At 60.7% G+C, this 20,461-nt stretch carries 16 protein-coding genes; 12 read left to right on the top strand and 4 right to left on the bottom strand.

All coding sequences use genetic code 11. The features are described 5' to 3' along the window. Positions 1-104: 104 nt before the first annotated feature. A complete protein-coding gene (smpB, locus tag HV675_RS22405; protein ID WP_175113285.1) occupies positions 105-551 on the bottom strand; it encodes an SsrA-binding protein SmpB in 447 nt (148 codons plus the stop codon). A gap of 167 nt (positions 552-718) precedes the next feature. Here smpB and HV675_RS22410 point away from each other — a divergent pair, with 167 nt between their 5' ends. Together HV675_RS22410 and HV675_RS22415 are read left to right on the top strand one after the other, a co-directional pair. After that, the gene (locus tag HV675_RS22410; RefSeq protein WP_175113286.1) at positions 719-1,156 is read left to right on the top strand and encodes a type II toxin-antitoxin system RatA family toxin; all 438 of its coding nucleotides are present in this window, start codon (positions 719-721) and stop codon (positions 1,154-1,156) included. Further along, a complete protein-coding gene (locus tag HV675_RS22415; RefSeq protein ID WP_175113287.1) occupies positions 1,153-1,485 on the top strand; it encodes an RnfH family protein in 333 nt (110 codons plus the stop codon). The genes HV675_RS22410 and HV675_RS22415 overlap by 4 nt, the downstream gene beginning before the upstream one ends. Before the next feature lie 49 nt (positions 1,486-1,534). Here the strand turns inward: HV675_RS22415 and HV675_RS22420 are convergent, their stop codons facing one another. Beyond that, positions 1,535-2,527 (bottom strand): DMT family transporter, encoded by a 993-nt coding sequence (locus tag HV675_RS22420; protein ID WP_175113288.1) that lies wholly within the window; start codon positions 2,525-2,527, stop codon positions 1,535-1,537. A gap of 458 nt (positions 2,528-2,985) precedes the next feature. Here HV675_RS22420 and guaB point away from each other — a divergent pair, with 458 nt between their 5' ends. The 5 genes from guaB (at position 2,986) to HV675_RS22445 (ending at position 9,031) form a co-directional block, all read left to right on the top strand. Then, on the top strand, positions 2,986-4,446 hold the full coding sequence (gene guaB, locus HV675_RS22425; protein WP_175113289.1) for an IMP dehydrogenase: 1,461 nt from the start codon (positions 2,986-2,988) through the stop codon (positions 4,444-4,446). Between the two features lie 6 nt (positions 4,447-4,452). Beyond that, positions 4,453-5,277 carry a hypothetical protein gene (locus HV675_RS22430; RefSeq protein ID WP_175113291.1) on the top strand — a complete coding sequence of 275 codons (825 nt, stop codon included), beginning with the start codon at positions 4,453-4,455 and terminating at the stop codon, positions 5,275-5,277. Positions 5,278-5,499: 222 nt separating this feature from the next. After that, positions 5,500-7,083 (top strand): glutamine-hydrolyzing GMP synthase, encoded by a 1,584-nt coding sequence (gene guaA, locus HV675_RS22435; protein WP_175113293.1) that lies wholly within the window; start codon positions 5,500-5,502, stop codon positions 7,081-7,083. A 219-nt stretch (positions 7,084-7,302) separates the two neighbouring features. Further along, positions 7,303-8,646, top strand: coding sequence for a tyrosine-type recombinase/integrase (locus HV675_RS22440; protein ID WP_175113295.1), 1,344 nt, complete (start codon positions 7,303-7,305; stop codon positions 8,644-8,646). Between the two features lie 136 nt (positions 8,647-8,782). Then, positions 8,783-9,031: a helix-turn-helix transcriptional regulator gene (locus HV675_RS22445; protein WP_175113297.1), complete on the top strand. Its 249-nt coding sequence runs from the start codon at positions 8,783-8,785 to the stop codon at positions 9,029-9,031. 493 nt (positions 9,032-9,524) lie between these two features. Here HV675_RS22445 and HV675_RS22450 read toward each other — a convergent pair whose 3' ends face one another. Beyond that, positions 9,525-10,457, bottom strand: a complete 933-nt coding sequence (locus tag HV675_RS22450) for a LysR family transcriptional regulator (protein ID WP_175113301.1) — start codon at positions 10,455-10,457, stop codon at positions 9,525-9,527. 319 nt (positions 10,458-10,776) lie between these two features. Between HV675_RS22450 and HV675_RS22455 the strand changes: the two genes are divergently transcribed. The 5 genes from HV675_RS22455 (at position 10,777) to HV675_RS22475 (ending at position 16,389) form a co-directional block, all read left to right on the top strand. Next, a complete protein-coding gene (locus HV675_RS22455) occupies positions 10,777-11,691 on the top strand; it encodes a 2-dehydropantoate 2-reductase (RefSeq protein ID WP_175113302.1) in 915 nt (304 codons plus the stop codon). Between the two features lie 746 nt (positions 11,692-12,437). Next, positions 12,438-13,382, top strand: a complete 945-nt coding sequence (locus HV675_RS22460; protein ID WP_175113303.1) for an AEC family transporter — start codon at positions 12,438-12,440, stop codon at positions 13,380-13,382. A 161-nt stretch (positions 13,383-13,543) separates the two neighbouring features. Then, positions 13,544-14,560 (top strand): ketol-acid reductoisomerase, encoded by a 1,017-nt coding sequence (ilvC, locus tag HV675_RS22465; RefSeq protein ID WP_175113305.1) that lies wholly within the window; start codon positions 13,544-13,546, stop codon positions 14,558-14,560. Further along, positions 14,518-14,994, top strand: a complete 477-nt coding sequence (locus tag HV675_RS22470; protein ID WP_175113307.1) for a ketopantoate reductase C-terminal domain-containing protein — start codon at positions 14,518-14,520, stop codon at positions 14,992-14,994. The genes ilvC and HV675_RS22470 overlap by 43 nt, the downstream gene beginning before the upstream one ends. A 132-nt stretch (positions 14,995-15,126) precedes the next feature. Further along, on the top strand, positions 15,127-16,389 hold the full coding sequence (locus tag HV675_RS22475) for an acyl-CoA dehydrogenase family protein (protein ID WP_175113309.1): 1,263 nt from the start codon (positions 15,127-15,129) through the stop codon (positions 16,387-16,389). A 322-nt stretch (positions 16,390-16,711) separates the two neighbouring features. Here HV675_RS22475 and HV675_RS22480 read toward each other — a convergent pair whose 3' ends face one another. After that, positions 16,712-19,936 (bottom strand): autotransporter family protein, encoded by a 3,225-nt coding sequence (locus HV675_RS22480; protein ID WP_175113311.1) that lies wholly within the window; start codon positions 19,934-19,936, stop codon positions 16,712-16,714. Between the last annotated feature and the right edge of the window lie 525 nt (positions 19,937-20,461).

Here is a 20,461-nt window from a genome sequence, read left to right on the forward strand (position 1 = left end):
GCGGCTGATTCAGCGGGTTCAACCGAACCAGCGGGTTCAAAGCGAACCAGCGAGGAGTTTCAACCGAACCGGCGGGCGCGGCCGAATCAACCGACCCAGCCCGCTCACGTCGGCGTGCGCATCAGCCGCGCCTTCTCGCGTTCCCAATCGCGTTTCTTCTCGGTCTCGCGCTTGTCGTGCAGCTTCTTGCCCTTCGCGAGGCCGATTTCGCATTTGACCCGGCCGCCCTTGTAATGAAAGTTGAGCGGCACGAGCGTATAGCCGCGCTGCTCGACCTTGCCGATCAGCTTGCTGATTTCTTCCGCGTGCATCAGCAGCTTGCGCGTGCGCACCGGATCGGGGTGGATATGCGTCGAGGCTTCGGGCAATGGGCTGATGTGCGTGCCGATCAGAAACAGCTCGGCGTTCCTGATCACCACGTAGCCTTCCTTGATTTGCCCGCGGCCGGCGCGCAATGCCTTGACTTCCCATCCTTCGAGCACGAGTCCGGCCTCGAAGCGTTCTTCGACCTGGTAGTCGAAGAAGGCCTTCCTGTTATCGATGATGCTCATGAATGGAAAATGCCCAACTCGTTTAAAATCACGATTTTAGCAAAGCGAAGCCGGAAACCCGCCGTGCTTTTTGGCATTTTTATCCGGTTGCGTCGCGTTTGCCTTCGAGTTTGCTCCCGATTGCCCGTTCACCTGCTTTTTTATTGCCGCCACGTGCCGTTGAATTTATGGCAGATGTCCAGAAAACCGTATTGATTCGCCACTCGGCGGAACAGATGTTCGACCTCGTCACCGACGTCGCGGACTACCCCAATTTCCTGCCGTGGTGCGGCGGTGTCGAGATTCGCCGGCAGGACGAGAATGGCATGGAAGCGCGCATCGACATCAACTTCAAGGGCATCCGGCAGCACTTTGCCACGCATAACACGCAACAACGGCCGTCGCGCATCGACATGCAGTTTGCCGATGGGCCGTTTCGCAAGTTCACCGGTTTCTGGCGTTTTACGCCGTTGCGCGCGGACGCATGCAAGATCGAGTTCGCGCTGCACTACGAATTCACGAACATCATTCTCGAGAAGCTGATCGGGCCGGTTTTCAGCCATATCGCGAACACCTTCGTCGAATCGTTCGTGAAGCGCGCAGACCAGCGCTACGGCAAGGCATGAGCCCGCCCTTTTCGATTGACGTCTGCTATGCGCTGCCCGACCGGCAGACGCTGATTTCGCTTGAATTGCCGCAGGGCGCAACCGTCCGGCAGGCGATCGACGCGAGCGGTGTCTTGCAGCGCCATCCGGAGATCGATCTGACGAAGCAGAAGGTCGGCGTGTTCGGCAAGCTCAAGCCGCTCGATACGGTGCTCGCCGATCACGATCGCGTCGAGATCTACCGGCCGCTGATCGTCGATCCGAAGCTTGCGCGGCAGCGGCGCGTCGAGAAGACGCGCGGCGCGGGGTCGGTCGAAGGGCGGAAGTGGCTGCCGAAGGATTCGCGCTAGGGCGCGCGAGTGGAGGTCGACCGAGGTCATTTAAGGCGGCCTGCCACGCTCAGTGCACTGCCGCCTGCGCCTTTTCCTCGAGTGACGCGCGTTTCGCGCCGTCGTCCGCATGTTGCCGTACCGACCAGCTGACGCCCGCCAGCAACAGAAGAATGGCCGCGGTCTCGAGCGGGCGCGGCCACCGGTGGTCGTAGACGAAGGCGTAAAGCAGCGCGAACAACGTCTCGAACACGATCAGCTGGCCCGACAGCGTAAGCGGCAGGCGCTTCGCCGCAGCGTTCCAGAGCCCGTTGCCGAGCCACGATGCGCCGATCGCAAGCCCGAGGTTGAGCATCCAGAACAGATGCCAGCGGACCTCGGCCGTACCGTCCGCCGGCGCTGTGACGAAGCCGGCCGGCAGCGCGGCCACGACAATCCATAGTGCCGCGCCGAGCAGTCCTGTCACGATGCCCCACAGCACCGACCATTCGCTGCCGCTGAAATGCCCATTGCGCTGCAGATAGCGGGCGTTTTCGACCGCAAACCACGTCCATGTCACGAGCGCGCCGACCGCGCATGCCAGCCCCGCGAGCTTCGTCAGGATGCTGCCGCTCGCGCCCGGGCCGGCGCTGGCGGCGGTGAATACGTCGACATTGATGCACGCGATGCCGGCCAGCACCATCGCGAGCGGCCAGACGAGCCGCGCGAGCGGCACCGCGCCGTGATCGCGGCGGCCGAGCAGCGTCACCGTGACCGGCAGCACGCCGACGATCAGCGACGCGGGCGCGATGCCGACCATATGGACCGCGCCGGTCAGCAGCAGGTAGTAGAGCAGGTTGCCCGCGAGCGCGAGCTTCACGAGCGCCGCGAGGTCCGCGCCGGACAGGCGCCGCAGCAGCGAGCGCGCGCCCGGCAGCGCCACGACGACCGACACGGCGCCGTACATCATGTAACGGCCCGAACTCAGCAGCAGCGGCGAAAAGTCGGGCAGCAGCCGCGGCACGAGGAAAACGGTGCCCCATAACGCGCCAGCCATCATGCCGAACATCACGCCACGCCGCATTGCCTGCCTCGATCGAAAACCTGAAAGAAAGTGCGCGCAGCATAGCGTGGCCGGCCGGCGCGCGTCTTGTTCGATTCTGCAGCGCGCGGGTGCGCCGCGCCGCGCAGGCTCGGGGCCGGCCGCCGACGCCTGGGATGGCAGCGGACTCCCCGGTCGCGCAGCGAATCGCCGACACCCATACGCTGGCTAAACCCGAGTGAGGTGTGAGCCGCCCCCGGAGTACCCGGCGTTCCCAGCGCCCGCACGCCGCGTGTCGGAAGCGTGCCGAGCCGGCATCCTCGCGCGTATCCCGGCGCTTTCCGCAAACGAAAATCGATCGAAACGGACCTGAACGGAAAAGCGAAATCGGCGGCTGCCAGCCGTGGAAAAAGCGTGGCGAAATTCGCTAACTTACTGTTCAAGCGACGAAAAGCGGGGAGGATCGCGTATAATTCGCTTTTGCGCCTATAGGATTTGCCATGCGTCTGATCCAGAAAGCACTCACGTTCGATGACGTGCTCCTCGTCCCGGCCTTCTCCGACGTTCTGCCGCGCGACACCAGCCTGAAAACCCGGCTGACCCGCAACATCTCCCTGAATATGCCGCTCGTGTCCGCCGCAATGGACACCGTGACCGAAGCGCGTCTGGCAATCGTCATGGCGCAACAGGGCGGTATCGGCATCGTCCACAAGAATCTGAGCGCAGCCGAACAGGCACGCGAAGTCGCGAAGGTGAAGCGCTTCGAATCGGGCGTGGTGCGCGATCCGATCACGGTGCCGCCGCAGATGAAGGTGCGCGACGTGATCGCACTGTCGCAGCAGCATGGCATTTCCGGCTTTCCGGTCGTCGAAGGCGCGCAGCTGATCGGTATCGTCACGAATCGCGACCTGCGTTTCGAAACCCGTCTGGACGAACCGGTGCGCACCATCATGACGCCGCGCGAGCGGCTCGTGACGGTGAAGGACGGCACGGCGCTCGCCGAAGCGAAGGCGCTGATGCATAGCCACCGGCTCGAGCGCGTGCTGGTCGTGAACGACGCGTTCGAACTGCGCGGCCTGATGACCGTCAAGGACATCACGAAGCAGACCGAACACCCGGATGCGTGCAAGGACGAACACGGCAAGCTGCGCGTCGGCGCGGCGGTCGGCGTCGGCGACGACAACGAGGAACGCGTGTCGCTGCTGGTGCAGGCGGGCGTCGACGTGATCGTCGTCGATACCGCGCATGGGCATAGCAAGGGCGTGCTCGAGCGCGTCAAGTGGGTCAAGAAGAACTTCCCGCATGTCGAAGTGATCGGCGGCAACATCGCCACCGCGAGTGCGGCCAAAGCGCTCGTCGAATACGGTGCGGACGGCGTGAAGGTCGGCATCGGGCCGGGCTCGATCTGCACGACGCGGATCGTCGCCGGAGTCGGCGTGCCGCAGATCAGCGCGATCGCGAACGTATCGGAGGCGCTCAAGGGCTCGGGCGTGCCGGTGGTGGCCGACGGCGGCGTGCGCTTCTCGGGCGACGTCAGCAAGGCGCTCGCGGCCGGCGCGAATACGGTGATGATGGGCAGCATGTTCGCCGGCACCGAAGAGTCGCCGGGCGACGTGTTCCTGTACCAGGGCCGCCAGTACAAGTCGTACCGCGGCATGGGCTCGGTCGGCGCGATGAAGGACGGCGCGGCGGACCGCTACTTCCAGGACAATTCCGCGAATATCGACAAGCTGGTGCCGGAAGGCATCGAAGGCCGCGTCGCGTACAAGGGCGCGGTGAGCGCGATCCTGTTCCAGCTGATCGGCGGCGTGCGCGCGAGCATGGGCTACTGCGGCTGCCGCACGATCGACGAACTGCACGAGAAGGCCGAGTTCGTGCAGATCACCGCTGCCGGCATGCGCGAGTCGCATGTGCATGACGTGCAGATCACGAAGGAAGCGCCGAACTATCACGTGGACTGATCGCCGATGAAGCCGCTGCTGCGTGCCGTACTGATCATCGATGCGTTGTTGCTGCTCGCGTTCGGGCTGCTGTTTCTGCTGACGCCGTGGAAATCGCTGTACGACGCGCTGCATCTCGTGCAGACCGAGCCGGCGCTGGTCGGACAGGGTTTCGGTATCGCGCTGGTCGGGCTGGCATGGCTCGCGCTGCATGCGTCGCTCGACGGCGCGCTGACCGCGACGGTCGCGAAGGTGATCGGGCATGTGAACTGGCTGATGGCCTTGCTGATGCTGGTGTGGCTGATCGGCTTGCATACGCCGTCGCTGACGGGCTTCGGGCAACTGGTTGCCGTGCTGACGGCGGTTGTGTTGGTGATCGTCGGGCTGGGCGGAGTGCGTCTGGCGAGTGCGGTTCGGCGCCGCGAACGCGCGCTGGCCGCCGAGGCGGTTGCAGCCGAACGTGCGGACAAGGCCGCGGCGCGGCAGGCCGCGAAGGACGCGAAGTACGAAGCCAAAGCGGAAGCGCGGGCGCAAACCGCCGCGCGTGCAACGCCGGCGGCGGGCGGTTATGCGGCGAGCGAACCCGTCATCGAGCCAGTGCTGTCGCCGCGTCAGACGACCGTTGTCGATCCGGCGACCGGCCGTACCGTCGATCCGGCCACGGGCCGCGCGGTCGACCCGGTGAGCGGAGCGCCGCTCGAGCCGACGGTGGCGGCAACCCCTGCCGTGCCACCGGCCAGCGAGCGGGAAGCGCAGGCGCGAGCCGAAGCGGCGCGGGCCGCGCGGGACGAGCAGGCGCGCCGCGACGCGGCGGGGTCGCCGGATGCACCGCGACCGCCGTTTCATGGCTGACGCGTGGTCAGTCGCGCCGCTTCTGCCTGGTCCCGTTGTCCGCTCGCGTTTTGGCATGCGCGCCCGCCGTCGAGCCGCACCCGTTGCCGGATTTCTTTGCGGCGCGCATCGAGTCCGTTCAGCAGATCGCTCGCATCGGGCGAGCTACGAAAACATTAAATCGACACCGCGCGTGATGCGCGGTTTTCACTATCCGTTTCCATTTCGATTCCGTCCGCTGCCATGCATGACAAAATCCTGATCCTCGACTTCGGTTCACAAGTCACCCAACTGATTGCCCGTCGTATCCGCGAAGCCCACGTGCTGTCGGAAATTCATCCGCACGATGTGAGCGACGCGTTTATTCGTGAGTTCAAGCCGAAGGGCGTGATTCTGTCCGGTGGCCCGAATTCGGTGGTCGACACCGATACGCCGCGTGCGCCGCAAGCGGTATTCGAACTCGGCGTGCCGGTGCTCGGCATTTGCTACGGTATGCAGACGATGGCCGAGCAACTGGGCGGCAAGGTCGACACCGGGCACCTGCGCGAGTTCGGTTACGCGGAAGTGCGGGCACGCAATCACACGAGCTTTCTCGACGGCATCGAAGACTTCCGTACGCCGGAAGGACACGGCATGCTGAAGGTATGGATGAGCCATGGCGACAAGGTGCTCGATATGCCGCCGGGCTTCAGGCTGATGGCGTCGACGGAGTCGTGCCCGATTGCCGCGATGGCCGATGAGGCGCGTCATTTCTACGGTCTGCAATGGCACCCGGAGGTCACGCATACGGTGCAGGGCCGCGCGATGCTCGAGCGCTTCGTGCTGCAAATCTGCGGCGCGAAGCCGGACTGGGAGATGGGCAACTACATTGACGAAGCGGTACAAAGCATTCGCGCGCAAGTCGGCCGTGAGCATGTGATTCTCGGTCTGTCGGGCGGGGTGGATTCGTCGGTGGCGGCGGCGTTGCTGCATCGGGCGATCGGCGATCAGCTCACGTGTGTGTTCGTCGACCATGGGTTGCTGCGCTTGAATGAAGCCGAGCAGGTGATGGCGACGTTCGCCGATCATCTGGGCGTGAAGGTGATTCACGTCGACGCGAGCGAGGCGTTTCTGTCGAAGCTGGCGGGCGTGACCGATCCTGAGGCGAAGCGCAAGATTATCGGCGCGGAGTTCGTCGAGGTGTTCCAGACCGAAGCGGCGAAGCTGACCGATGCGAAGTGGCTTGCGCAGGGCACGATCTATCCGGACGTGATCGAATCGGCGGGCAAGGGCAAGAAGGCCGCGCATACGATCAAGAGCCATCATAACGTCGGCGGCTTGCCGGAGACGCTGAATCTGAAACTGCTCGAGCCGCTGCGCGAACTGTTCAAGGATGAGGTGCGTGAGCTCGGCGTGAAGCTCGGCTTGCCGCCGGCGATGGTGTACCGGCATCCGTTCCCGGGGCCGGGCCTTGGCGTGCGGATTCTCGGCGAGGTGCGGCGTGAATTTGCTGATTTGCTGCGGCGTGCGGATGCGATTTTTATCGAAACGTTGCGCACGTTTATCGATAAGGAAACGGGCAAGTCGTGGTACGACCTGACGAGCCAGGCGTTCGCGGTGTTTCTGCCGGTGAAGAGCGTTGGGGTGATGGGCGATGGGCGGACTTATGAATACGTCGTCGCGCTGCGCGCGGTGCAGACGCTCGATTTCATGACCGCGCATTGGGCGCATCTGCCGCATGATCTGCTGGGGCATGTGTCGAATCGGATTATTAATGAAGTGCGCGGGATTAACCGGGTGGTGTATGACATTTCGGGGAAGCCGCCGGCGACGATTGAGTGGGAGTGATCTAGCATCGTCTCACGCCGTTTCATAAAGTATCAAAAACAGCACGAAACCCAAGCGTGAGAAGGACTTAAGCGTCTCCCGTAGTCTTAACCCGTCTCATGCAATCACATGCAATGTGACGGTTGTCGTGACGGTACTGTTTGAAGCGGTTGAAAATGCCGCGAACGGTACCGTCAGACGGGCTGACGGTATCGAGCGGCAAATTAGAGTGAGGCTAATTTGCTGACCGATCGAGAGCTGGGTGCTCTGAAGCCCAGAGAAAAAACGTTCAAAGTGAGCGACCGCGATGGGATGTATGTCTCGGTCCTCCCGACAGGCACGGTTTCCTTCCGATTCGACTATCGTCTCAACGGCCGGCGTGAAACTCTGACTATCGGGCGCTATGCCGGTGACTTGGCGCGCACTCAGGCGCGTGATCCGGACACACTTTCGTTCGGCATGAGCGTGTCACTGCGCGAAGCTCGCACACTGCTTGACCGCGCGCGGCGCGATGTGGAACGCGGCGTTTCACCGTCGCGTGCCAAAGTCGAGAATCGCATCCTGGCCGCTGATGCGCCGACCTTTGCCGGATGGGCCGAAAGCTACTTCGAGCATAAGGCTGACCCTAAGAGCGGCGCTGAGCGGCTGGCGGATAGCACCTTGGCATTCCGTCGCTCGACCTTTCGGCGCATCATCGAACCCGCGTTTGGGAAGCTGAAGCTGGACGAGGTCACGCCACAGAGGCTGATTCGATTGTGCGACGAGACCAAAGCGAAACGTGGGCCGGCGGTTGCCATCCATGTCCGCGATGTAGTGCACGCGGTATTCCGGCATGCGCAGAGCAGAGGGCAGACAATCAGCAATCCGGCTGAAGTTGTGCGGGCCAGCGCTATCGCGACTTTTGAACCGCGTGACCGCGCACTTGCACCCGCCGAAGTCCGCAAATTCTTGAGTGCATTGGGACAGGTAGCCACTACGCCGACACTGCGCTTGGCATTGAAGTTTGTTCTGCTGACGGGCGTGCGCAAGGGCGAATTTATCGATGCCACATGGGACGAAGTTGACTTCTCCGCTGAACGCTGGACTATTCCGGCCGCTCGGATGAAGGCTGGCAAGGCGCATGTCGTGCCATTGAGTGAGCAAGCGCTCGACGTCTTGACGGCCTTGCGTTCGTGCTTCGGTGCAAGCCGCTACCTGCATCCTGGCCGATATGACAGCGACTTGCCGATCAGCAACGCTACGTTGAATCGTGTGATTGATGCCGCCGTAGCGTGCATCCGAAAGGACGATCCGGAATTTATGTCTTTCGGTGTGCATGACTTGCGACGCACTTTTTCGACCGGCCTTAACCGTGCCAAATTTGATGAACGCTGGATTGAAATGTCACTGGCGCATGCACCGCGCGACCGCATCGCTGCTGTGTATAACGTGAATCGCTACTTGGCGGAGCGGAAAATCATGCTTCAGTGTTGGGCGGACATGATCGATGCGTGGATGAATGGAATATCAGCGCGTGAATTAATCGCTGATGCAAAACGCCGAGCGGCGGAAATTCACGATGATGACTTGGACGACGACTTGTAAGTGGGGGCGCGATGGCGACATTGTTGCGGTGCGCAAGTATATTGCCGTAGCGCGCGGTATCACGCGATCTCGTCGTGACCGTAACGTGTGCTCGTCGGCCGCCAACTTCGAGCGGTCGCAGACACAAGGATCATCGATGAATTCGCCTATCCGCATCCTGCGGGTGCAAGAAGTCCAAAATCGCGTAGGCTTCTCGCGCCCGTCGATATACCGCCGCCTGGACAAAGCGTCGAAAAGTTATGACCCGAGCTTTCCGCGGCCAATCCAACTGGGAGCCAACTCTGTCGGTTGGATCGAGGCCGAAATCAACGCGTGGCTTCAGGCGCGTGTTCGCGCTTCGCGCGGCGACGAGCAAGGCTCCACCGGCGTCGGTATGAGTAATTAGTTCGCAGCATTCAATCGCAATTCGCCCGCATTGCTGTCCAGATGAAACACCTGAAGCGGCAAAGCGGGCATTGATAATCCACGAAGCATATTATGCAACAGCCTCATGGGCTGATTCCCGACGGATGACAGGTCATGGATGTCCGTGTACCGGCAAAATCCGCAAGCTGATGCGCCGTTCAACCCGCTCCGCATCCGCGCAAACCAGACCCATCTCAGGACGACATTTGCTCCGGGTATGCTAGCCGTGATCGCGGTGTGCATTGCGTACAGCGCGTATGAACTAGCGCGCCACGGTTTCGCGTTAGCTCCCGTTAAAACTACCATTGCGAGCGGCTGTGCTCGGCCATGAAGAGACGTTCGTCAATCGATCGATGATGACCGCTTTGCGATGAGTGGCCATCGGCCGGCGCGGTCCGGGACCAAACTCTATATGAGGCTGATGACACGATGGGCGGACGTGACCGCCGGGAGCAGCAATGACGTATCGCACATTAAGGCCGTGGCTCGGCGCCGGCCTGGGACACGAACGAGTCAGAGATCTGAAATCCCAGGGCACCCGCCGCGAGCGCTAACCAAGCCCTGCATCCATGGCTGACATAACTCTCCCGCAGTCGCACGAGTGCAAGCTCGAAGTGTATGGCAGGTTTCACAATGGGCACCGAGACGAAGTGCCTTACATTGTTCCTTTCGATGACAGACTCGGGCAAAACGGTTATGCCCATTCCGGATGCCACCATCGCCAGTACGAGGTCAAGGTGACTGCTGCGGCCAACGATCGAGGGAATGAATCCCTGCGCGCGGCACGCGTCTTCGATCAATTGACACAGTTTGAAGTCTTTAGTGAAGGTAACTAACGGCTGGCTCTTCAGCGCAAGAATCCTCATCGCTGAATAAGCGCTTATTTCGTGTCCCGGATTGACGACGAACATCAATCGATCCGCGGCGAACTGCTGTACGACAAAGCGCTCCGTGTCGACCGGCAGCATCGCCGCGGCAATATCAATCTCTCCGTCGTCGAGTGCCTGCTCAAGGTGGCTTGAAAAAAACTCGGCAATTTGCAGTTCGATGCCGGGATACTCCCTGCGAAATTTCGCTATCACGTCGGGAAAAAACGTCGATCCAACCAGAGGTGGTAACCCAACGCGTAACACGCCCTTCAGCTCTGACTTCATGTCTTTCAATTCAGAGGTGAGTTGGCGGGCTTGACGCAGCATCTGGGTAGCGTGCCGATAGACTACCTCGCCTTCGCGGGTGAGTTTCACTGTCTTCGGCTCGCGAGTCAGTAGTCGAACCCCACACTCCTCTTCAAGCAGGCGCACCGCGCGGCTGATTGCAGGTTGAGTGACGTGCAGGATCTCGGAAGCCCGACTAAAGCCCCCGCAGTTGACTACCTCAGCAAAATAGCGCAACGCGCGAATGTCCAAGCGCCGCCTCTATAACTATCCGTTATTTGTAGGCGACTATAGAACCTTCCTGTACGGCAAACATTAATCTTCATCGATCTGTTTGTGCCGCGATGTTGCATGTCAAAGGGCACAAACTGCGTATCTGTATGAGTATTGCCGACTGTAACAGCTCCCGATGGGCAGGACTGCCCACCCGACCGTCTCCTATTACAAAAGCTTATGGCGACGATGACTATAAGTCACTTCATTTTTGTGCCGCGGCCGACCACACTTCCATGAACCAAATCGCATGACCATGCATGGCCGGAATACGGTTGCTGCCGGACAGGAGTTTTAGGTGACTCAGCGCACGTCGATTGCCATAATAGGAATGGGCGGTATTGGTGGTGTAGTGGCAAGCTGCCTTCAACTATCTGGACGTCATCAGATTGTCGTATGCGCACGCCGCAATGCCGAGGCGGTGACGCTGGAACAGCCCCAAGGTATACATCGTTTAACACTCGATGTTGTGACCAACCCCCTGCAAGCCGACCATGTCGACTGGATCATACTGTGTACGAAGACACAGGACACCGCGTCGGCTTCTGGCTGGTTTGAGCGCCTGTGCGGCCCCAGCACTTGCGTCGCTGTGCTGCAGAACGGAATAGAACACGAACGGCGAGTCGCGCCTTATGTGGGAAGCCGCGCCGTTGTCCCGGCAGTCGTATATTTCAATGGTGAACGGCGCTCGGCGAGCGATTTCGGTTTCCGCCATGCCAGCGAAGACGACATCGCGATTCCCGACAGTGCCACCGGTCAAGCCTTTGCAGCCCTGTTCGAAGGGACTTCGCTAAAGGTATCACCCCGGCAGGATTTTCCGCAGCGCCTGTGGACGAAATTGCTGTTGAATGCAGTCGCGAATCCGATTACGGCCCTTACGAGACGACGCCTCGCGGTTTTTCAGCGAGGCGATATTCATAGCGTCGCATCGGACATCATTCAGGAAGGTCTGGCCGTCGCACTCGCTTGCGGCGTCGATCTTGGCGAGAAGGCGCAGTCGCAGGTGCTGGCGCGACTCTTGTCTTATCACCCGGATGTGGCGACGTCCATGTATTTTGACACCGTCAACGGACGCATACTGGAAGTGGATGCCCTAACGGGCGCTATTGTCCGAATGGGCGAATTGTGTGGTGTACCGACGCCCACGAACCGAATACTGTTAGCTCTACTACAAGCGGTAAGCGACGGCGCAAAATTAGAGGAGAGACGCTAGGACTCGCGACACCGACACCAAAGCCAGCGGGTGCGATTCCCTGGTTGGTTTGCGCAATGAGCGACGGTTCACGCGCCGTCTGCAGCCGTTGATGCGACACACCTCGCCGACCGCTCAGGGTCGCGTGCTGCCGACCGCCGGCTCGCGAGATTCAGGTGGCGTATGCCGATTGAATCGGACAGCACCCGGCCAGAAGCGGCCGGTCGGGCATGACCGGGAGAACAGTGAAGGGCTCTGTGCGAGGATGACGTACCGACGATGCGCAACGCGCGAATGTCCAAGCGCGGCCTCAATAACTATCCGTTATGTGTAGGCGACTATAGCCCCTTCCTATACGGCAAACATTAATCTTCACCGATCTGTTTGTGCCGCGATGGCTGCACGTCAAAGGGCGCAACCCGCACAATCTGTATGAGCATTGCCGACTGCACGTTCATTTGATCGGCAGGACGCTTGCCGACCGCCCCTATAACAATAGCTTATGGCGACGATGACTATAAGTCACTTCATTTATGTGCAGGAGCCGACGATACTGGCTCGAACTGATCCAAATCGCATCACCACCGCAGACTTGTGGCTGCCGCCAAACCAGGGAGTGCTCAATGACCTCAGTGAGCATCGATTGCAGTAATAGTCTCGAGTTGTCCGGACGTCATCGTATTGTTGTATGCGCACGCCGCAGCGCGGTGTCGTTCGAGCAGCCCGAAGAAAATCCTGGTGGGGCAACCTACCGATGTGCACGACCGATGTTGACCACGCTCGAAATCCTGATTCCTGTCTTCGCATTGATCTTCGCCGGCTTTGGCTGCCGGCGACGCGATCTGCTCGGCCCGACGGCCGCCTCCGAACTGAACCGTTTCGTCGTGTGGCTCGCGCTGCCCGCGCTGCTGTTCGACTCGATGGCGCATTCCACCTGGCAACAGCTCGATCAGCCGGGCTTCGTTGCGACGTTCTCGGTTGCGTGCGTGGTGCCGTTTCTTGGCGTGCTGATCGTGCGGCTCGCGCAGGGACGGCATCTCGCCGACGCAAGCGTCGACGCGGTCGCGGCGTCGAATCCGAATACCGGTTATATCGGCTTTCCGCTCGCGTTTATCGTATTCGGCAATGCGGGCCTCACGCCGACGACGATCGCGACGATCATCGTCTCGTGCGTGCTGTTCGCCCTCGCGATCGTGCTCATCGAGGTCGGGTTGCAGACCGAGCGCGCGCCGCACAAGCTCGGCTTCAAGGTGCTGCGCTCTCTCGCAAAAAATCCGCTTATCGTTTCTCCGATCGCGGGCGTGCTCGTTGCGAGCGCGCATTGGACGATGCCGCACAGTGTCGAGACGTTCCTCAAGCTGCTGAGCGGCGCGGCGAGCCCATGCGCGCTCGTGAGCCTCGGGCTTTTTCTGGCGGAGAAGCGGCCAGTGGGCAACGGACGCAGTACATCGTTTGTATTCACGGCGATCAAGCTGATCGTACAGCCAGCGTTCGCTTGGTGGATGGCGGCGCGAGCGTTTGCACTGCCAGCCGATACGGTCGGCGTCGCCGTGTTGCTAGCCGCGCTGCCGACGGGCACCGGGCCATACATGCTGGCGGAGTTCTATCAGCGTGAGGTGCACGTGACGTCGCAGACCATTCTATTTTCTACGGTCGCGTCACTTGTGACGCTGTCGGTGCTATTGGCGATCATGCAGCGGCACGGGTTCTGATTTCTTTGAGCCACCGCAGGCAACATGGGCGGGCACGTCACAACGCCACCCTGGGCCTTAGCGGAAACGTTCCACGCGATACGGCCGGGGGCCGTAAACGGCGTGCCGCTGGTAATCATGTCGGCGTCATGTGATCCACTCATTTGCATTTTGAGGAAAATATGCGAGTTTTCTACGATAAAGACGCAAACTTCTCGTTGATCAAAGGCAAGCAGGTCACGATCATCGGCTACGGCTCGCAAGGCCATGCGCACGCACTAAACCTGAAGGATAGCGGCGTGAAGGTGACGGTCGGCCTGCGTAAGGGCGGCGCTTCCTGGAGCAAAGCCGAGAACGCGGGCTTTACCGTGAAGGAAGTGGCCGAGGCTGTGAAGGGCGCCGACGTCGTCATGATGCTGCTGCCCGACGAGCAAATCGCCGAGGTGTACAAGAACGAAGTACACGCGAACATCAAGCAGGGCGCGGCGCTCGCCTTTGCGCACGGCTTCAACGTGCACTACGGCCAGGTGCTTCCGCGTGCGGATCTCGACGTGATCATGATCGCGCCGAAGGCACCGGGTCACACGGTGCGCAGCACGTACGCGCAGGGCGGCGGTGTGCCGATGCTGCTTGGGATCGCGCAGGACAAGTCCAGTGCGGCACGTGAGACTGCGTTGTCGTACGCGGCCGCGATCGGCGGCGGCCGTGCTGGCATCATTGAAACGAACTTCCGTGAAGAAACCGAAACCGACCTGTTCGGCGAACAGGCGGTGCTGTGCGGCGGCACGGTGGACCTCATCAAGGCCGGCTTCGAGACGCTGGTCGAAGCAGGCTATGCGCCGGAAATGGCGTACTTCGAGTGCCTGCACGAACTGAAGCTGATCGTCGATCTGATCTACGAAGGCGGCATCGTGAACATGAACTACTCGATCTCGAACAACGCCGAGTACGGCGAATACGTGACGGGCCCGCGCATCATCACCGAACAGACGAAGCAGGTGATGAAGGATGTGCTGAAGGACATTCAGACCGGCGAGTACGCGAAGAGCTTCATCATCGAAAACCGCGCGGGCGCGCCGACGCTGCAGTCGCGTCGCCGTATCACCGCCGAGCACCAGATCGAGCAGGTCGGTGCGAAGCTACGCGCCATGATGCCTTGGATCGCGAAGAACAAACTCGTCGATCAAAGCATGAATTGATAGCGTTAGGACTTTTTTGTTCGAATATTCCGGATATCACCGAAGCGCGCTGGCGGAAACTGGTCTGGAATGTGCCGTTCAACGGTGTCGCCGCACTGCTGAAGACCGGTACAAGCTTGCTGACCGCGAATCCTGATAGCCAGAAGTTAGTGCTGACACTGATGCAGGAAGTGCTACAAGCCGCACGCGCATGTGGATATCCGTTTTCCGAGGAAACACCGCAGCAACTGCTCGAAATGACCAAGTCCTTCGACGACTATCTGCCCAGTATGTATTTCGACCGCGTACTGCATCGCCCGATGGAACTCGAGGCAATGTACGAGGCCCCGATTAATGCAGCCCGTGCGGCCGGCTGTTCGTTGCCGGCGATCGACATGATGCATCGGCTGCTTCGCGTGGTGGATGCAGGCGGCGTTGTGGAATCACGCTCCTAGCTGCTTGCACACAATATGGAATCATTGGTTGGCCTCGGATGCTTTACGGGTGTCGTCGGACTGATCGACCGCCGCTCCCATCCGTCGCCTTTCGCCGACATGGAAGTAAGGGAGCGCATATCAGGAGATGCAATGAGTAAGATCGATACGGCGAAGCCAACGGATGCCGCGCACACTATTTATTCCAGCGCGTTCGGCGACAACGGAGACAGAGACGTTGTCGTCGCGGCCGCCGCGCTGGTTCCGACGCTGCGTTCACGCGCAGCGGAAACCGAAGCGTTGTCAAAGCTTCCCGAGGCGACGGTCGTAGATTTTGAAAAGGCACGCCTCTTCGAGATGATGGTGCCGAAGATGTACGGTGGCCTTCAGTCGCCCTTCGGAACGTTCCTCGATACGCTGATGGAAATTGCGCGTGGCGATGGCTCGGTGGCGTGGGCACTGGGGCTGATTTGCACGGGCACGTGGATGGCCGCGACGATGTATCCGAAGCACGTGACCGACCAGGTGTTCGCGCAAGGTGCGAATTTCCGCACCGCTGGCGCGCTCGCGCCACGCAGGGCGAAAACGCGGCGTGTTGTCGGCGGCTACGTGATCGAAGATGGACTGTGGATGTACAACACGGGTATCTATCACGCGCAGTGGGGTCAGCTTGGCATTCCGCTGGTTAACGATGAGGGCAAGGTGGTCGACCGCGGCGCAGCGCTGATTCCGGTATCGGAAGTGAACCTGTTGAACGACTGGGACACAATTGGCCTGCGCGGCAGCGGTAGCACAAGCGTTACGGTCAAGGATGTGTTTGTGCCGGACGAGCGGATCTCGTCGATGAGCCGAAACTTGCAGGACGATTACGCCGGCATACACCTGCGTGGCGAAGCCATGTACCGGATGCCGATGGTGCCGGCGTTTGCGACGCGCCTGGTTTGTCCGATGCTTGGCATGGCGAAAGCAGCGGTCGAGCTTTTCATGGAAACGATCGGGACACGCGGCATCGCGTTCACGACCTACGAAAAGCAGGACGAGGCGACGGTCACGCACCTGCAGGTCGGCGAGGCGACTGCCAAGATCGATGCGGCGGAATCGATCATCAGGAATTCAATCCGCTTGCTGGACGAAAACGCGGCAAGCGGTGAACGAATGAGTGTGCAGCAGCGCGCACGGCTCTGGCGCGACGCTGGCCTCGCGAGCAAGTTGATCTGGGAAGCCGTGGACATGTTGGCGAGCGCGTCGGGCACCGCGTTCATCAATCGGAATGCACCGATGAGCCGCATCTGGCACGACGTGCGGGTCGCCTACATGCACGGCGGCCTCTACGCCAACACTTTTTTCGAGTTATACGGGCGAGTGTCGGCGGGTAAGAAGCCAAACACGCTAATGCTGCCAGAATTGATCAGCTGATTCGGGTGCGCGAGACCGCGTGATTGTCGGCCGTCTCTACCAGAAGGGGACCTACGTAACATCGCAACGCTTCGCCGTAAGCCGACATTCGTGCCCGAGGCGTCAAGGTCTGCAACGGGTCGATATGTGCCGGACGCGTCCGGCAGCGCGCGGCCATGAAGCGACGATCGCTCGACTGTGACGTCTGGCAGAACCTCGATGTATTTCGGAAATTTGATCCATAGAACGTCCGCTATCCACTTCGCTGCGGAATGTGCCAAAGGCGCGCGATAAACGCGGGTTCACTCGATTTGTCCGGCGACTCTCCTGCCGCCTCGACGGTTCAGAATACGTATCGTAGTCCCGCATTTGCCGCCCACCCATTCGATCCATACGAAACCAGCCTGTGCTGATAGACCGCATCAGCGAAGACAGAGAAACGCGGGGTGAACTGACCCGTGACGCCTCCGCCTACTTCCATAGCGGAGCCTTGCTTGCCGGTTCCGAACGGGAAGCCACCGATGGTGACGTTGCCGTCGCCCGTCAGGGGCTGCAGGAAATTGAACTTGAAGTATGGCGTGATGGGGTATTTGTCGAATTCCAGCGGCTGCGCCAACCTGAATCCGATACGAAGCAGCACGTCATCCTGGCCCCCCAGATCGGTATCGATTCCGTCTATGTCCGTTTCGCGATTGAACGACAGATGCTGCCAGACGAGTTGTGCCTGCGGCTCGAAAAAGAGCCCCCCACTTGTCAACTGAAACGGATAGCCTGCTTCGAACGACAGGCCTACGGTAGTACCGCCCATATCGGAGACCTTGCCCTGCGCATCGGTCGAGACATGGCCGTCGAAGAGTCCGCCGAAAATGATGCCGTCCGTGTACCACCCGGCGTTGGATTGAAATGTGGCCGTACCGTAGAACGTGTACCGGTTCGCATCGCCCTTGCTATTGCCGTCAACGGCGGAAGGTGTCCACCAGACGTGTCCAAACGCGGCCGCAAGCCCATAGCGCCACACGCCGTAGTCACCCTGTCGCCGCAAAACGCTTCCACCGAATTGCACGGCCGCCGTATCAATGTCGGTGTTAAATCCGAACGCATCAAAACTGCGGTTTGTTGTGTACCGGTACTGCCCGCCGTACGCGCGAACAAACGCTTCTGCCGGGGAAAGAGAAAATCCCGCGGAGGGAGGGCCGCCCGGTACGGACTGGTTGCTGTAGCGGATTTCGCCCAGCCTCTGGTGCAACGTGCTGATGTCGACCATTCCAGCCTGAAACAACGCGAGGGGTGCCGTGAGATAGGCGGCCACCTGAGGCGCGACGGCTGGACGGATATTGGGATCGGTGGGTTCAGCGGGCTGGTCCGGCGGCAGGTCTATCGGGCCTTCAGGTGTGGTGTACGTCGATTGCAGACGGAAGTCCCATGTGTTGCCTCCGCCGCGCGGGTCGGCCTGCGATGCCGCCGATGGTCCATGTTCCGCCGACGGTCCGTAGGCCGCCAGATGGTAGACAAACGGGTCGTCACCTGCGACGCCGGCGTTACCAAGGACAAATGCCCCGGAAGCCGACGAGCCGCCCACCTGAACGATCGAGATCCCTGAGGTGGAACTCGGGGTGCCGGTCAGGCCGATTGCCGGTCCTCCTTCCCCGTGCGGGTTGATCGTGACCGTGGTCGTGCCTGTTGCATTTCCGGATATCAGGAGCCGGTCGGTTTGCTGGTTAGACAGCGGCCCCCCTTCGTTGAGCACGGTACGGACGATGACCGTCGCGTCGGGCGCGTCCGCGTAGTTGCCCCGCACGATCAAGGCATTTCCCGGCGTGCCACCGTCGAGATTGACGACGCCCGAGTTGGCGAGGTCTCCCAGCAGGGTGAGCGACCCGCGTCCGTTACCCTGAAAATCTGGCAGCGCGTTTGCGACGGCAATCGTGCCGGCGTTCATGACGTTGCCTGCCACAGTGCCGTAGCCGCCGAGTGTCGCACCTGACTGCACCGTGAGCTGGCTGGTGCCCGACAATGCCGCGCTGCTGTTTGGCGCGTTGCCGACGGCCAGTGTGCCGCCTGATATCGTGGTGGCTCCTGTGTAGGGATTGGTCGCGGTAAGCGTCAACACGCCCGCGCCAGTCTTGTTGAGGGCGCCGTTGCCCGACAGCACGCCTGTCCATGTTGCGCCGAGGCCATTGGTGTCAATGGTCGATGTGCCGCCGGCGAGGGTCGCATTCACGTCGGTCGTGAGCGGGGTGCCGAGCACCTGTATCGTTCCGCCGCCGAGATTGAACGCATAGGTGCCGCCAGCACTGCCTCCGGCCGGGTAGTTGTGCGTGAGCGAATTACCGCCGATCTGCAGAACGCCCCCCGACAGGTTATAGGTACCGTTGCCCGTGCCGGAGAGATACAGCCTCGCGTTGTTCGCAATCGTCAGCGTGCCGCCGGTCTGATTGACCGTGCCGGTACCCGCAGCGGAGTTGTCGCCGATGATAAAAGTCGTGTTGCCTCCACTTCCTCCATTGACCGACATCTGCCCGCCGCTGATGTTCAGCGTGCCGGTGCCCGATGTGCGGCCAAGAATCACGAAGCCGGGGCCATTGAAAGTCAGGGCGCCGCCGGAGATAGCATAAGTGCCGGTGCCGCTCTGGTTGCCGATGGTAAGCGCGGCGCAATGGGCAACATCACCGCAACCCGCCTGGATCACCACCGCGCCATTCGTTTGCGTCACTGTGCCGATACCGGTAAAAGAACCTACCGTGAGGCTCGTATCCAGGGTAAGCGTACCCCCGCTTACTGCGAGATTTCCGTTATTTCCGAAGCCCGGTACTGGGACACCGACTGTCAGTGCGCTGATGCGCGTATTACCGCTGGTCTGCGCGAGTGTGCCTCCCGCGACGACCACTTCTCCGCCCGTGCCAGCGGCGCCGTTAGTGACCGCACCGGCGATGGTGGCGCCGTCGATCGTGAGTGTGCCGTTGCCGACCTTGACCAACGTTCCGTGCGGACTGGTGTTGGGGTCCCACGAGTTTCCGGCATTGACGATCGTTCCTGAGAAGTTCTGATTACTGTTGTCGACTCCCACAACCAGCGCTTTGTTGCCGCTGTTTATTGTGCCGGTGCCGGACAGATTCAGCAGGCCGACGCCAGATACAGTGGTAGTGGGAATAGTGCCGGCGCCGGACAGATCGAACGTGCTTCCCGCGTGAATATTCAGTCCGAAGGCGAAGACGCCACCGCCATTCGTGAGCGTCAGCGTGCCAGTCCCGCCATTACCAAGTTCAATCATCGGATTCGCACCGACGCCAGTCAGCAGGACGTTGCTCCCAGTGACAATAAGGATGCCGCTTCCCGAACTTCCCACCGTTATCTGGTTATACGAAGCGTTTGCACTTATGGTCTGGGTGCCATTGTTGACTATCAGTTGTTGGGCCGAAACGGGTAATGCAGCCAGCAATTCGGCGCCAAAAAGCGTTGCAACGGCAATGCTTACATGTCGGCGTCGGCGGTGAAGAAAGTGAGGCCGTATTACGTCGATGCGCTTCGCTGCGCGTGTCGCGCGCGCGCGGGCAGGCTTCCTGGACATACCTTCCTCCGCTGGTCAGGGAGTCGGAGTTGCCTCAAAGATGAACACAGATTGCTAAGCCACCCAGGCCGCGGTGGGATAAGACGGGACATACTGGTCCGGCGGGGTTCATTTCAGGCCGGACGGGCGATGAGCGCCGACGACGGTACCCGGCGCTTCTTTTTTGTGAATGGCGTCGATTTGCGCGGCGAGCACAAATTTGTGTCTTACAACGGGTGCAATTGAGAAGGGCCGTTACGGAAATGTGATATGAAAAGACAATAGTCAATCAAGCGCCGCTGGACAAGTGTATTCGCCAACGTCATAAGGATTGCAAACAAAAATTGGGAAAACTGTCCAGTTGGGCATTGAAACGCATGACTGCGCGGACGTCTGTTTACGCGTCACTGTAGAAAGGCAAAATTTTGTCGGTCGTGAGATATGAGTACATTCACCGGGCTCGATTGCGGGCAATTTCGCATCCGGCGCAGCCGATCCGCGACTCGAATGACCGTAGCACCCAGGGAAAGCAGTCTGACGCCTCGT

Origin of the sequence: Paraburkholderia solisilvae, assembly GCF_902859875.1 — a bacterium.
GTDB lineage: Bacteria > Pseudomonadota > Gammaproteobacteria > Burkholderiales > Burkholderiaceae > Paraburkholderia > Paraburkholderia solisilvae.